Below are 14,964 nucleotides of genomic sequence, written 5' to 3'. Positions count from 1 at the left end.
AACAAACCTACTATTAATAGTAGGTCAAACATGTCAATAATACTACTTACATATGTCATTGTCAATGATGCTCTATGCTTAAATTTGGAATTAATATTGTAAATAACGAGCCCTTATTTAATTCGCTCTGAACATTAATCTCAGCATGTATTAACTTTGCTAGCTTTAAAGTTATATATAAACCTAAACCAGTGCCATTACTTTGTCTTGTTCTGAAATCTTCAGACCTAAAGAATTTATTGAATATTTTTGTTTGATCATTCCTGCTAATGCCAATACCTGTATCTCTGATATAAAACTGCACCCCTTTAACATGAGGTTTAGCACCAATCGTAACACTGCCTTCAGTTGTGTACTTTATGGCGTTAGTAATAAAATTTTGCAATACTTCACCAAGATAAAGTTTACTTGTATTAAGTAGTTCTAGATTCGGCGCTAATTCTAGATGTAGTTTTAGACCTTTTGCTTCTATCTGAGGCTGATAATTCTTTGAGATATCTAATATAAACTGATGTACATTTATACTTTCGATATTAACTTTAAGCTTGTTTTGTTCAGCTCTCGATAAGGTTGATAAGTCGTTTATTAAGTCACTCAAAAAGACTATCTGCTGATGGGCTTGCTTTAATGCATCTAATATTGATGGATTGTTGCCAAACTTTTCCGCAAGCACTAAAGCGTTGCTTATGTTTCCTTCAGCTATTGTAATCGGAGTTCTTAGCTCATGACTCGCGACACTTGTAAACTCTGCCTGTTCTTCCTCTAGTGATTTTTCATGAGTAATGTCACGAATCAAGACAACATGCCCCTTTGTTCCATTTATACCGTAGCCTAATCTAACAGGCGCAATACTAAGATATACGTTAATCTGGCTACCATCTGGATAGCTAAGCACCAAATCCCTATTTGAATACTGTGTCTTTAGGCTGTTTATAAGTTCTACTAGATTTATTGGTTGACCATTTTTATCTTGTAGTTTAAGAACCTGGCTTATACTCTTGTTAGTAATAGCAGTATTTATATTGATGATATTTAGAGCCGCTCCATTATATATAGCTACATTCATCTGATCATCAATGGCAATAACGCCATCTGCCATGCTGTTAATCAAGCTACTTAATCGTTCATGCTCTAGCGAGCCACGTTTTGGTGTCAACTGTTTTGCTTCGTCGTTCACATATATATTATTGCATAATTGTTATGTTTGCAGAATTATATCTGGTGAATAATTCGCCATTAGTTTACGAATCAATTTATAATTTGGAACATGGCTTTCAACTAAAGCCCAAAATTGACTTCCGTGATTCATGTGAACAGTATGTGACAATTCATGGTAGATGACGTAATCAATAAACTGCCAAGGTAGTTGAATCAAGAAGAGATTAAATGTCATATTTTTCTCGCTCGTACAACTTCCCCACCTACTTCGAAGTCTACGCACCTCAATTCGATTAACATCGTATTCACCAGTTTTAGCTAGCTGTCTTACTCTTGGTACTAGCAATTGTTCTGCCTGCATTTGAAGAATCTTTATGACTCGTTCTTTAATCTTCTTCTGAACATCATCCGAACTAATATCTTTATCGATAGGAACATTAACAGTTAAAATACCAGCGATAAATTTTGAACTAATTCTACTGGATTCAGTTAATTTCACTAATAGACGCAGATCTTTGCCAAAAACAGTGCCATTTCTTAGAATGACTGCCTGTCGCCTGTTCTGATTTATCCATTCCGTGCGTTGTTTAATGTAAGATATCGCTGATGAGTACGGAACCCAAGTTGGTAATGACACTCGTACATGAGAACCAACGATTCTAACTTTAATATTCTTTGCATCTCTTCGTTTAGTAAAAGTAACATCACCGATGTCATCAAAGTATATAGTTTTACTAGCCATCAATTACCGAATTGCAATATTTCGTCTACTATCGCCATTATAGGAGTTTGGAACTAGATTCACTAAGCCAGGCTTTGCTACATTAGGTGATACGTTTTCCGTACGAATCAACTTTAGATCATATAGTTTTTTGATTATGGCACTCCTTTGCATTTGGAACGAATGTTTGCCACTCAATACTATGTAATCCTCGTCATGCCCTGGGTTCTGCATCCTTGAACTTATGCTATCAAACATCGGTCGATCTATCGGTTGAGCAACTTTGTCCTCTGTCTTACGTCTATCTCTCTGTGATGCACGTGCAAAAGAGCTGTCTGCATCTATTTGAAGCCAAACAAGCATACTTTCGGCCTTCTTTTTTCTAGCAATATCTCGTAAAATGCGTCTTTGGGACTTTTTTATTGCATTTGTATCAAAAATAACAGAGACTCCTGCATCTAAAAACTCCTCAGTCATGTACTCCATTAACTGATCAACAATTTCGTTCTCGGCACGATCAAATCTAGGATTCTCGAATAACTGATATCGAATTTTGTCTGCATGAACATGCGCAGATTGAATAGTGTCTCTCAGATTTTTTGCTAAGTACGACTTACCTGAACCAGGATAGCCATATAGCATAAATAAAGTAGGCTTAGTTAACTCTAATTTTGCCATGTACTATATTGTATAACAGATATGCCATATTTTGAAAAGTATCATCAGGATGTAGATTATAAAATAATGACAAAATTTAACGCATAATGTATAATTACCTCTGTTCTTTTATAGACATAGGGGTGTAGCTCAGCTGGCCAGAGCACAGGTCTCCAAAACCTGGTGTCGGGGGTTCAAGTCCCTCCACCCCTGCCAAACTTACAAGAAGCTATTATCCTGATCGAACTGATCTGTAAAATTTAGACAAGTATCGTTTCCTTCAATATGTTATAGGGTCAGGTGTATTTCATATCTAATAACACATTCTTCTATTATTTTTCAGTTAGTAAAGTTCAAGTTTTACCAAATTTTTGTATTTACAAAGAATCCTAATGCTTATCTGAGTATGCTAAACTTATTTCATGAATACAGTTAAAATGAAAAAGATTAGCACTATCAAAATAGATAAACAAATGTCATACGTTTTAACTCTACAGATGATATTTTATTCTTTATTGGAGCTATCACCAGGATTACGTTACCGACAATATCAGTGTCAACAGTTGGGTCACCCACCTATAACATACATAAATACAATTATTATTCACGAGTTACTGCATGGTTGGATTTTTTGTTAGCTAAAGGCTAAACCAAAATTTGATATTAGTATAGCCGGATTTAATGCCGATTGCGTACGCTACTTCAAACAAGATGCTCTCAATTCCCTCAATGCTAGTCGTTGCATATTTACCTTCTTCGTATTATCTTGTTTCTTCATCTCGCTCGCTATATTATTTCCTGAGCATCAGCAAATTGCGCTATTAGGTTTTCAAGAGTAACTTTACAGGGCTGTTGGCGACTTATGGATAGCGTCCAAGCTATATAGATATCTAAGATTTCCGGATGTACTTCTTAAAGACACAAAGGCAGGCATAAAGTGTATTCTTCAAACCACCAAGCTCAGGAGTTAGCAAAACCGCTTTTATTTCCAGTGACTCTAGGAGACTGGAGTTTGGAAAACTGTGGGCAATTACAAGTTTGTGGCTGCTTGGATTTCAAATTCTAATTCCATAATTTTACCTATAGTTGGTTTTAATGAAAACATCAAGCTGGGATATGGCAGAGTATATATTTTCCAAGTATTTAGCAACAGCAACGGAACGATTAATGGCGCGACATTGAACTTAGCTGCTCCAATAATCATGAAGCAGCAATCACCCTGTTGTTTAGGATGTTTGAAAAGCTTAGATTCAGAAAAATATAATTCTGTAATTGCTACAGTCAATGAAATTTGAGACCGAGAAATCGCAATCTTCGCCATTGATGATGGATTTTGAATATTCGCTAGGCCATACAAGTGGGATAACTATTGTCTAAATTCTAGATCCAAACGCAACCTGCCTTAAGTCCTGGCCGTTTTGTGGGATTAGTTGCAAGCCAATAATCATCACCATAAAAAGCGAAGACCCTTTCATAGTGACTCAGCTATGCATATATCTTCATGATATCATCTAACTCTGCTGGATCAAAGTCTGATTGGTTGTTCTTCAGAAAACCCTTCCTTTACCCCTGCCAACTTTTTGGGTAAAGAACCGAAACTGCTACACTCAGAACTAGCGAAAGTTACGAAAAAGTCGCATTTGGGGTGGTTTTACACTAGCAAATTTCCCGTTTGGTTTGTTATAATTGTTGAATGACCATGGCTTTTGATAAACGTGCAATCCCTACAGAACGATGGAAAAGGCGTCATAGAGACTGTATTGAAGACGGTAGTTTTAATGGAGAACGTGGACGTACGTACGATGAGAAAGCTACACTTGTTAAATCCTGTTGAAATATTATGAATCCGAAAGAAGTAGGGTCCGCTTATACAATTATGTTCTTTGCTGATGTCGAGGTTGTTGAAGAAAATGTAGTGACAGTTAGAGCATTGAGTTTATAGAGGCCTGGCCCAATAAATCATTAGTAAATATGATTCCACTTCTTTCGTAATAGATCTCCTGAAAATTTTATCGGTTCAGCAAACGAACAATTCCAAAGGTAAATAGTTGTTTTTGGTTTGTGCTACTTCGAGATATTTATAAAGTAGGCATGTTTGCGTTCCTTTACTACGAGCGGTGGTGCGATGTTAGACTGAAGAGCTTGAGCCAGCATTAATAGACGTCCAGTACGACCATTGCCATCACTAAAGGATGAATTTGTTCGAACTTTGCATGAAAATGAGCTATTTTCGAGATGATACTTTCTTTGCTTTTACTATTATCTTCCTAATGCTTTTCTGCTAAGCGTAGGAACCTTCTTGCCAATTTGCAGGCGGTACATTTGCCCCCATGATCCTGACAGTGTGCTTCCTAAGATGACCTGCATCACCTACAATCCGTTCATTAATCTAAGGTGTAGATTAAGCGGTAAATCTTCACCAATTATGAATCTCTCGTGGCTGCAAGCTTACATCAAGCAACCAGTACAAACAGATTAGTTGATTTTTTTGCTTCAGCTGCTCAATATGCGTCGATTAAGATAGTACTGCTTGCCGTCGAATAGTACGTCGTTAACATCAACTAACGTCATGGTATTACTGCCCTCGATAGTATTCGTGTGGTATGTCAAATGCAGTGTAAGGTATTCGGAGATCTTTATCTGAGATAATTTGTTGGGCGGTTAAAGATTGAGCAAGAGCCGTTGTCGACTTTGTTAGGCTTCATCTTTAGATACCTCAGTTGCTCCTGCTATTTGAATGTAAAGTAAATTGATTCGGTCTCGTGCCTTGGCCTAGGGCACGACCGTTAATCAAGCATTGAGCGCAGGAAAAGATACACCTAACGGCTGCAAGCTGTTCTTGCGACCAGGAACTAAGTTTCAAAATCTGTTTTAGCTCTCGTAGTTCTAGAACATTATTCACTATATGTATAGTACCATTTGACGAATATCTATAGCGATGGTTTTTTACAACACTTTTACGAGGTGCCACCCCTATTAAAGTTCTATAGTCGTACTGTAACTGCTGCCATATCGGATTTGATGCCCCTTAGACCAGAACATTATTTGTGATGCTTTTAGTAAAGTTTTTTCATACATAAAAACACAATCATTGATGATATACTGTATTTATTGAAAATCATGGGGGGACTATGGATAAGTTAGCTACTAGATACGGAAAAATATCTTCAAAACATCAAAACATGGTTCGTGGATGTTTGGTTGCATTATTTTTTGGCGTAATAGGTGTAATAGTTTTGCTCAGTACTTTTGCTGATAGCGCAACGGTATCGGGAGTTGTTTTTTATGATTATAACGGTAATGGTAAGCGAGATAATGTCCAAACAATCAATAACTCTATTGCAACAGACTTAGGTGCCAAAGATATTACAGTAAAAGGCTTTGATTCTGATGGGCAATTATGTGGGGCGCAAAAAACTAACTCAAATGGCGAATACGCTCTTAATATGGGTACCTGTACTTCCACGCAGTTTCGTATTGAATTTTCTGATATTCCAGCAAGTACGTATCCATCACAATTAGGGGAAGATAATCAATCTACAACACAGTTCGTTGCTTCAGGAGGTGTAGCAAACCTAGGGATCAATCGACCTGACGAATTCTGCCAAAATAATCCAAATTTAGTTACTTCATGCTATAGCTTCGGAAATATTGCCGACAGCAATACTAATAATGATACGCTGGTGGGTTTCCCATTCAACATCTCTGGCACTACTACCCCGCCCATGCAACTTGGTAAAGTTGGTCTGGTAGGATCAACATGGGGGTTGGCATACAGACGGTCAACGCAAACGTTATATAGTGGGGCGTTTATGAAAAGACATGCTGATTTTGGTCCAGGTGGTTCCGGTGCAATATATGCTTCTCCTGTCCCCGATTCTGGAACAGGCTCTACTGCTCCAATTCATGTGGCTACAATACCAGACACAGGCACAGATCCACATCCTATCAGCAATACAAACTGCGATTCACGAGATGGACAGCAAAGCCAGAATACAAACTTATGTTGGGCTCGTGATGAATTTTCGTTCAGCACAATTAACAAGCGCGGACTAGGTGGTCTGGCATTATTTTCGGATCCAGATAATACATCTAATGATTCATTATTAACTATAAATCTAAATAACAGAAAAATATATAAAGTATCCAACTTAGATACTACAAAGAGTGTAAGTGAGTATAATTTGCCTCTTAACCTACCGAATAGTGGCGCTGACGCATTACCTGAAGGTAGCGCATCAGGTCAGCACCAGCCTTGCACTCTTTCTGATGTTAGGCCTTTTGCTGTAACTGTTTACCAAGGCACAGGTTACGTTGGCATGACCTGCTCAGCACAAACTAGCAGAAATCAATCCGATCTACGAGCATACGTATACAGCTTTATTCCACAAACCATGACATTTTCAACAGCTCCGACATTAGAATTTCCATTGAATTATGGTCGCTCTTGTTCAAATGGCAACAACAACACTGGTTGTTGGCAACGAGCCAACTGGCTTCCTTGGATAGATTCATTTGATGATCCGTTAGTCAATGATGGTCAGCCCCCTATGGGAAATGGAGTCAAGATCTTAACCGCACCGCAACCAATTTTGACTGATATTACATTTGGATCAAATGGTAGTATGACAATAGGGTTACGCGATCGATACGGTGATCAAATGGGCTACCAAGCTTTTAATACCAACAATACCGACAATACTCTATATATAGCCACCAGTACAGGCGACTTATTACGTGCTTGCTCAGTAAATGGAAAATTTACTTTAGAAAATGCCGGCCTCTGCGATGGTAAAGGTCCTGGAAGTAGTGGAGTACATGCAGTTGTTGATAGTTTACCTCAAGGACCTGGTGATTTTGAGTTCTACAATTTCGACTTCTATGCAGATGATAACGATAATCCGTTATTTCATGACGAGGGGGCTCAGGGTGGCTTAGCGCAAGTACCAGGATTTAGTTCTATTGTAAGCTCAGCTATGAACCCATTGAGAGGCATTCCGGATGGAATATGGAGTGGAGGCCTACGTTGGTACAATAGCGATAATGGAACAAAAAATAATGCTTACCGTTTATATCAGAGTGATTACCAGAATGCCGTAGCTGGAACACCATACTTCGGTAAAGCCAATGGTATTGGTGATATTGAGGCTATTTGTAAAATGGCTCCGATCGAGGTGGGCAACTTAGTTTGGAACGATAAAAACTCCAATGGCATTCAAGATGCAGGCGAGCCAGTTATCCCTGGTGTCACCGTAAGCTTACTTGATAATGCTAATAATGTACTGGCAACTGCTATAACAGATTCCAATGGGAATTATATCTTTTCTAATCGAGTTCAAGATGAAGATGGTAATACCATGAACAGTTCAAGTAGCCATATATACGGCGTATCTGGATTAACTACTAATACACAAGGGTTTAGATTAGAATTGAGAAATGAATCAGATTATATGACACAAGACCGGCTGAACGGACTTTACCTAACAACAGCAGATTCTAGGATTAACGATGGTAACTCACAGAACGATTCAAATGCCGTAACTTTAAGTTTGCAGACCCCCCTATCTGCATCAAATCCAGCAGTTGTAACATTTGATACCGGACCAAGTGGTGCTAATAATCACACACTAGATTTCGGGTTTACTACTGCTTCTATAGTAAATCCCCCTGTTCAGGATTCAGAAACAACAAATCCTACTACAACCACACCTAATTCCACAGAAAATACAACAAGCTCTCCTGTACCTCAGTCAAGCACTAATCAAGTAAAGAATAAGCCAGCGACTATATTTGCTAACACCGGGCAAGTACTTATTGCTAGCATGTTAACCGCAATTGTACTTATTAGTTGTGGAGTTGGGGTGTTTGTGTGGGTTCGTAGAGGTAATAATAAATAAAGACAATATCTGTTATTATCCCAATGAAACTATGACATTATTTGCATTGCCTGATATGTATAGCATCAGTCCGATACTCAACAATATCAGCAAGCACAGCACAATAAATAGGCGTTTTTCGTTCACTTAGTATCCTTCTTCTGAAGCTCAGCAATTACCACGAGCCTATCCTTAGGGTTCCAAAGTGGTGTGCAGGTATATAATGTTAATCTTGGTTGTTCCGTTGGATGCAAAACATCAGTTTGCGAGGTTTTAACAGTCTTGGTCTCAATAACTTTATACATATATGTATGGCCACTCCAGGTAACACCAATGGTGTCTCCTATGGTTATCTTGTTAAGAAAGTAAAAAGTACCCTTAGGTTTATTATATGTAAAACGATGTCCTGCCAAAACAGTATTTCCGCCTTTATCTGGTGTGCTACCACCAGGCCATCGCCAAACACCTTGTCTTAATGCTTTGATAGAGTTTTGCCCTTCAATAATTGGCTCGTCTAACAACATAGAAGGTACGGTTAAGGTATTAGGAGTGCTCTTGTTTGCTATGGAAGTAGCTACATTACTAACATTATTGGTAGGTTTATTGCTATCAACCCTTTGCTTTATGGTTTCCTCAAGCAGTTTTTGCGTGCCAGAATTAATATTATTAGAATAGATAAGTTGTGGCATCAAAGGCACTAGGATGATATAGGTATTAATAACTATTAAAACGGCCAATAGGCAATTATTGACAATACGTAACTTATTTGTGGTTTTTAAATGTAGTTCTTGGTATTGGACTTTACTACTATTATCTAATGGACTTAATGATAAATTAATATCTGTTGCATCTGTTTCATTATTAATATTGTCGTGCTGGTCCGTTAATTGTTTGGTAAATAGTGACATGGTAGCACAGATTATTATATCTTAGTCTAAATCGAATGTAATCAAGTTTGTGTTAATATTGATAATCTCTAATTCAGTGCCTACGGTTTAGTATTGTATATCTATTTTTTCTTACTTTTTGATTTCTTTACGTTTGATGAGTTACTGACTAAAAATTCATCAAACGTCATTGACGAATTCCAGTATTCCTGTGCCATTTTCATTTGTTCACCTAGAATACGGACTTGGGTAATACTAGATGAGATTCCGATCATAAGCCAAAGAATATATAAGCCAGCTCTATCACGTATCATTGTGTATACCGTACCATTTGCTAGGTCACCAAAGCTAGCTCCATTGAATACTAGCAATAGACCATAAATTATCATTGACGCCCCGAAGAATGATGACGCCACAATTAACAAGATCATTGGCAATCCACCAACAAAAGCGAATAATCCAAAAACAGCACCTAGAGCTGTGCCAGCAATCAGAACTAGCCAATTCCAGTCAAGATTAAACAAACCTAGAATCGCAGCTGCGATAGAAAACCCTAAACCTGCGAAAGCTAAAATAACCGCAAAAGAATAAAAGAAATATGCCAAAAATGCAAAAAGTATCGCTACACAAAATCCAACAACCCAACCAAGTAATGTACTCAAGAAACCATCCCCAGTTACACCAGAAATAAGACCAGCACCTGCTGAAAATCCAACGAAGAATCCAACAAATGGGAACATTATCCGCAGTAAGTTACCACCCTGGAAAGCGAACAGCGCTCCAATTAATATCGCAAATATCCCTACTAGTATTTCACCAAAACCCATGTACGCCTCCTTTATTATTATTAAGTACAATTATACATTAGCATGTGAATTTCTCATATATTTTGTAGTCTAGATAATCTTAAAATAGCCTTGATAGTGTGAGCTACCAAGGCTAAATGTAATATACGGCGATTATCTTAAGCCAAGTTTTTTTGTGCATGCTGGCCACTGCCCCCAGCCACTACGAGCTTGTAGAATTTGTGCACGATGTATCTGTTCTTCTCGTGAGTTTTGATGTGGCAAGCCTGTTCCGCCAACGGCTCTCCATGTTGAAGCCGTAAACTGAAGGCCACCATAATATCCATTTCCGGTATTAATTGACCAGTTTCCGCCAGACTCGCAACGAGCTAAATTATCCCAAACACTTCCAGTAGTCACTGGAGAAGCTTGAGTCGTTTGCTTTGTTACTTGACGTTTCCTGGCTTTCGTATTTTTTGGCGTAGTCTTACGGACTGATGTATTTACTCTGTTTGTGGTCGTTACAACATTTGAGTTAGTAGGTTGTTTACGACTTACTAATTGTTCGTTTGCAGTTGGTATTCTAATCTTATCTCCCGGATGTATAACATCTGGGTCATTAATTTGAATGTTAGCATCATAAAGACGCGAATACGTGGTTTCGTATTTCTTGGCAATTTTTGATAAATTATCGCCCTTTTGTACTTCCACAACAACTGGTTCTGGTTGTGTAGTTTGCTCTTGTGCTACAGGATTATTCGCTTCCTGAGCCTTAACAGCAGGTTTATTGACAAACCAAATATAGCTCGCCACAAATAAGCCCGCAATTATTACGGATTTCCGCATTTATTCCTCCTTATACCTTTTGAAGTACCCTCGTATGATCACTAATATTTTTTCTTTGTCATTTGGGGTAATTGGTGTACTTTTTCCTCACATAAAAAAGACACAAATTCTATCATACTTGTTGTGTATATATTGTCAAGCCTTACAGAGTAGAATTTGTGTTGTAATAAATATAACTGGATCTTTAGATTTATGGTTACCGTTTTTTGGCTTTGACTTCGTTTCTTCCTAAATTCTTTTTTGTTTCCACAAATAAAACATGTTTTCTAAGCTTTGGATCGTATTTACGTAATTCTAATTTATCAGGCGTATTCTGATGATTCTTCTTTGTGTAATAGTTTCTATTGCCTGATTCTTCTGACACTAAGCCAATTACTTTACGTTTTGCTGATTTTTTTGCCATTTGATTGTACCTCGCTCTTTTTAGGCATTATTATTGATAATACTATATATCCAAATATCCCAGGAAACACGCCAGTTACTATCGTTAGTAATGCGTACCCGGCACGTATCAAAGTTGGATCTAAATCGAAATATTCAGCTATCCCTGAACAAACACCATCGAGTTTTTTGTCATCCTCGGATTTGTATAAATATTTCTTCATTTTGAATATTTTACCAGAAGATTACTCTCTTTTCAAGAATATGCATCTTGGGTAATTTCACTACAAACTTCTGCTACCTACATGCTATTATTCTAATAGTTATGCTTATTTACAACCAGCTGGGTTGCCCGTGTCTAAGTTAAGGCCCGTTTCTAGTACTTTATTACCAGATCTATAATTTGAGTCTGTTGTATTGCTACTACTCCAACCACCAGTTGGCCCGCCAAACAACGGTGGCCATTGAGAACGCTCAAACCACACACCATACTTACCTACACATTTATTAAAGTAGTTACTGAAGGAATTATTTAATACTTTGACACCCTTTACGTAGTAACCACCAACACCATTACCGCCCTTTTCGGGAGGCTTAACCTCTGGATGACGGTCATATGCATATATTGTAAAGCCACCACCGCTTATCAAGTTGTTTGAAATTTCATAGTTGTTAACATTATTCGATACATTCCAAATAGCCATGACACTATTAAGGCCCCCACCTTCGACATGAGTATCACCCGGCCGGATGAATACATTAAAAGTATTCCTCCTGATAATACCGTTTGAGGTGCCTTGGGTCTGGTATCCGTCTATGTGTCCATTTGCTGCTCCCTCGGTAAAGTCATGCAAATAGCTATCTTCTATAATAGAATCACTGGCTGTGTTTGGGTATTTACTCGGATAATCGCTACCGGGTGCAGAGTACCAGCTAAATATACCGTCGCTGGCATTATGGCAATTAACTTTTTTTACAATCATACTGTACTTCAGTGTTTTGCCTTTTACGCCTAGATTAAATATACATGCATGAGTTTTGTTCATGCCGTCCAATTCTACTTGTTCGATAGTGGCACTAGCGTCATCTAATATCTTAATAACACCAGACCCCCCTTTAGTTGGACCTCCAGCGTCATATGATACTTTACTATTTTTTATAGTTACATTTTGTGCAGTTATATTCAAACTGCCTTTTACTTCTTTACATTCAATCGTTGTATTTTCTGTTTTTATGGTTGTTATGGATGCTATAGATGAACCTAGAGGCGTCAAGCCATTAGGACACTCAGACATATTAACTCCAGTATTGTTGGGACCCGGCCAACCACACTTCTCAAGATTGTCCCATAGGTATTTACCTCCTTTTGAACAATTCTCTGAAGTGGCGCTATCACCAAAAAGTACATATTTCCCACCTGATGCCGTTGAGTCTAAACTAATATTTGCTCCTACAGTACTTCCGTCTTCTGTTTCTAATGAAATGTATGAGCTAGAAGCCCTCGAGATAACTAGTATCAATGTTCCAATTGTAGCAATCACTCCAATGACTAACATTGGTCTACGGAATCGAAAGATAGTTTGTCTCATTTTACTACTTTAACATAAGAGCAAATAAACTATTATGTACAGTGCCGATCATTTAACATAATTATGTCGATGCTTCGCTATTGCTAAGATATAATCATTATCCGGAAACTGCAAAATATGACAGTGCAACCATTACATCCTGAAAAAGTTTGGTTGTGGAGCCGTTGCCGGGACTTGAACCCGGGACCCCTTCCTTACCATGGAAGTGCTCTACCACTGAGCTACAACGGCATACGCCTGGATAATTTTATCAAACTAGGGGATAAAATACGAATAGTCACTTTCTTTCGTAGCTAAACCTAGCGATGTTACGGTTTTTAGCCCAAATAAGGCTAGTTGGTTTGCTGAAACATATTCGGTTTGACTTCCGATTTCCTCCTTTGAACTTTGTGAGTTTTCGCGATAATTAACAAGACGTGGAGTAAAGAGATTATTCTCGTTTGATATTATCGAATACATTTGGCTTTCATGCGGTTGTAATGGTTTACTGATTGTTCCGTGGGGCAACATCATCGTCGGATCTAATCCTAAAAACCTATTTTCATCGCAATATTCCTTAACCGAATCTATTGCATGATCTTTACTATGATTATAGGTAATGAATTCAGCTTCAGTACCAACGTACACTCTAAACCAGTCTCCCTCAATATTTGTTCTCATGTAACATAAGAATTATATATTCAACAGTAAGCTTCTAGCAATCCTATTTAAATATTTACAACAATCAAATTACACTACACGATTTGTGAGTTCATCTTTGTTGTGCTTCGATTTTCGATTGATACATAGACACTTTACTTGTTGACTTTGAATATTCATCGAGCTCATTTAAGAAGATTTTGGTAGACAATGCTACAGCACCGACCCCTACGGAAACACATATTGCTCCGTTAACAATATCTCCCTCTACGCTGAGTACTGCACCTGCACCGATCATCGTTGCGTTGGTGATGATTATACCTAAACTCGTCAACATTACTCTTCTGTCAGTTTTAGTGGATTCTTGCCAGAACTCTAATCCGTCCTCTGGGTATTCAAAATCCCATTTCCTGCTTTTTTGACTCATAAATAGTAACTCGCAAGCATCATAATTAGTAGTGGTGCAGGGAGAGGGATTCGAACCCCCGAAGGCATATGCCAGCAGATTTACAGTCTGCCGTGTTTGACCGCTTCACTATCCCTGCAATTTGACTAACAGGTGTTAGTCAAAGAACACCGACCTGACTCTCCTCAGGATATTTAGGTATTCTCGCATTATACCTAAATGGAGCCGGCAGAGGGATTCGAACCCACGACCTACGGTTTACAAAACCGTCGCTCTAACCAACTGAGCTATGCCGGCAAAATACATCATCACTTGTTGACAGATTATTAATGTACTCGAAGAATTTTATCAGAACAGAGGTTAAATTACAACTCTGCGCTTATGTCTGATGACCTTTTTCGGTTTACCACTTGGGACAACTAGTTTATCTAGCCTTTTTTGAATTTTATCTGCGTCTTCTTCGCGATTACGACTCTCATAGGCACGATGCAGTAAAGTTAATGATTCTTTGTTTGGTTCTAACTCTACGGCCTTCTCTAGTTCTTGAAACATCAACTTATCATTACCGAGCTTTTCTTGAACTTTAGCGTACGCAATATGTCTAGTAGCAAGTCCATCTTCTAATTTTAGTGCCTGCTCGAAGGCCGCGCCAGCTTTGTCGTAATGTTCCGTTTCGTAATATATAAGACCAAGGTTATGTAAACTTGATGGCGATGTCTCGATACTTGAAGCAATCTCAAAGCAATCAATCGCATCTTTATACTCTTTTTGTTTTGCATACAATATTCCAAGCCGATTATATGCCGCAGCATTTTTTTCATCGATCCTTAGTATCAATAATAAAGCTTTCTCGGCACGCAAGAACCTGTTTTCACGCATCCCTTGATGAGCAACATTCCAAAGTTGACCCAGTCGATTAGAAAGCTTTGTTGGTAGTTGAACTATGTCATCTTCATAATGGCTAGCACTGCGGTAAGTCAGAAACCCAAAAAATCCAAGCAATATTAAAGCAAACATCT

14 protein-coding genes and 4 tRNA genes are annotated in these 14,964 nt (G+C 38.2%); 2 read left to right on the top strand and 16 right to left on the bottom strand.

Annotated elements, in window-relative coordinates:
* Positions 1–61: 61 nt before the first annotated feature.
* The 3 genes from H6793_04235 to H6793_04225 are packed head-to-tail and all read right to left on the bottom strand — an operon-like array spanning position 62 to position 2,557.
* Positions 62–1,177: a hypothetical protein gene (locus H6793_04235; GenBank protein USN95501.1), complete on the bottom strand. Its 1,116-nt coding sequence runs from the start codon at positions 1,175–1,177 to the stop codon at positions 62–64.
* Positions 1,178–1,198: 21 nt separating this feature from the next.
* Positions 1,199–1,900 (bottom strand): M48 family metallopeptidase, encoded by a 702-nt coding sequence (locus tag H6793_04230; GenBank protein USN95500.1) that lies wholly within the window; start codon positions 1,898–1,900, stop codon positions 1,199–1,201.
* A 3-nt stretch (positions 1,901–1,903) separates the two neighbouring features.
* Positions 1,904–2,557 carry an AAA family ATPase gene (locus tag H6793_04225; protein USN95499.1) on the bottom strand — a complete coding sequence of 218 codons (654 nt, stop codon included), beginning with the start codon at positions 2,555–2,557 and terminating at the stop codon, positions 1,904–1,906.
* 118 nt (positions 2,558–2,675) lie between these two features.
* On the opposite strand from H6793_04225, the gene H6793_04220 reads away from it, so the two are divergent.
* Positions 2,676–2,752, top strand: a tRNA-Trp gene (locus tag H6793_04220).
* Between the two features lie 814 nt (positions 2,753–3,566).
* On the opposite strand, the gene H6793_04215 is transcribed toward H6793_04220, so the two are convergent.
* Positions 3,567–3,857 carry a hypothetical protein gene (locus H6793_04215; GenBank protein ID USN95498.1) on the bottom strand — a complete coding sequence of 97 codons (291 nt, stop codon included), beginning with the start codon at positions 3,855–3,857 and terminating at the stop codon, positions 3,567–3,569.
* A gap of 1,810 nt (positions 3,858–5,667) precedes the next feature.
* Here H6793_04215 and H6793_04210 point away from each other — a divergent pair.
* Positions 5,668–8,433, top strand: a complete 2,766-nt coding sequence (locus H6793_04210) for a hypothetical protein (protein ID USN95497.1) — start codon at positions 5,668–5,670, stop codon at positions 8,431–8,433.
* A gap of 122 nt (positions 8,434–8,555) precedes the next feature.
* Here H6793_04210 and H6793_04205 read toward each other — a convergent pair whose 3' ends face one another.
* The 12 genes from H6793_04205 to H6793_04150 all read right to left on the bottom strand — a co-directional run bounded on the left by H6793_04205 (position 8,556) and on the right by H6793_04150 (position 14,962).
* Positions 8,556–9,320, bottom strand: a complete 765-nt coding sequence (locus H6793_04205) for a class D sortase (GenBank protein USN95496.1) — start codon at positions 9,318–9,320, stop codon at positions 8,556–8,558.
* A gap of 101 nt (positions 9,321–9,421) precedes the next feature.
* Entirely contained in the window at positions 9,422–10,126 is a 705-nt protein-coding gene (locus H6793_04200) for a DUF4203 domain-containing protein (protein ID USN95495.1), read from the bottom strand.
* Between the two features lie 132 nt (positions 10,127–10,258).
* Positions 10,259–10,930: a transglycosylase family protein gene (locus H6793_04195; GenBank protein ID USN95494.1), complete on the bottom strand. Its 672-nt coding sequence runs from the start codon at positions 10,928–10,930 to the stop codon at positions 10,259–10,261.
* 196 nt (positions 10,931–11,126) lie between these two features.
* Positions 11,127–11,333 (bottom strand): 50S ribosomal protein L33, encoded by a 207-nt coding sequence (gene rpmG / locus H6793_04190; protein USN95493.1) that lies wholly within the window; start codon positions 11,331–11,333, stop codon positions 11,127–11,129.
* Complete coding sequence (locus H6793_04185; protein USN95492.1) at positions 11,308–11,535, bottom strand: PspC domain-containing protein; 228 nt, start codon at positions 11,533–11,535, stop codon at positions 11,308–11,310. The genes rpmG and H6793_04185 overlap by 26 nt, the downstream gene beginning before the upstream one ends.
* A gap of 105 nt (positions 11,536–11,640) precedes the next feature.
* Positions 11,641–12,900: a hypothetical protein gene (locus H6793_04180; GenBank protein ID USN95491.1), complete on the bottom strand. Its 1,260-nt coding sequence runs from the start codon at positions 12,898–12,900 to the stop codon at positions 11,641–11,643.
* 156 nt (positions 12,901–13,056) lie between these two features.
* Positions 13,057–13,131, bottom strand: a tRNA-Thr gene (locus H6793_04175).
* Between the two features lie 24 nt (positions 13,132–13,155).
* Complete coding sequence (locus H6793_04170) at positions 13,156–13,560, bottom strand: hypothetical protein (protein ID USN95490.1); 405 nt, start codon at positions 13,558–13,560, stop codon at positions 13,156–13,158.
* A gap of 91 nt (positions 13,561–13,651) precedes the next feature.
* Positions 13,652–13,966, bottom strand: a complete 315-nt coding sequence (locus H6793_04165; protein USN95489.1) for a hypothetical protein — start codon at positions 13,964–13,966, stop codon at positions 13,652–13,654.
* Positions 13,967–13,998: 32 nt separating this feature from the next.
* Positions 13,999–14,084: transfer RNA gene (locus H6793_04160), tRNA-Tyr, on the bottom strand.
* 81 nt (positions 14,085–14,165) lie between these two features.
* Positions 14,166–14,242: transfer RNA gene (locus H6793_04155), tRNA-Thr, on the bottom strand.
* Between the two features lie 63 nt (positions 14,243–14,305).
* Entirely contained in the window at positions 14,306–14,962 is a 657-nt protein-coding gene (locus H6793_04150; protein ID USN95488.1) for a tetratricopeptide repeat protein, read from the bottom strand.
* Positions 14,963–14,964 lie beyond the last annotated feature (2 nt).

The organism is Candidatus Nomurabacteria bacterium, assembly GCA_023898625.1.
GTDB lineage: Bacteria > Patescibacteriota > Saccharimonadia > Saccharimonadales > JAGQNJ01 > HK-STAS-PATE-36.
This window is presented reverse-complemented; position numbering and strand designations above follow the sequence as displayed.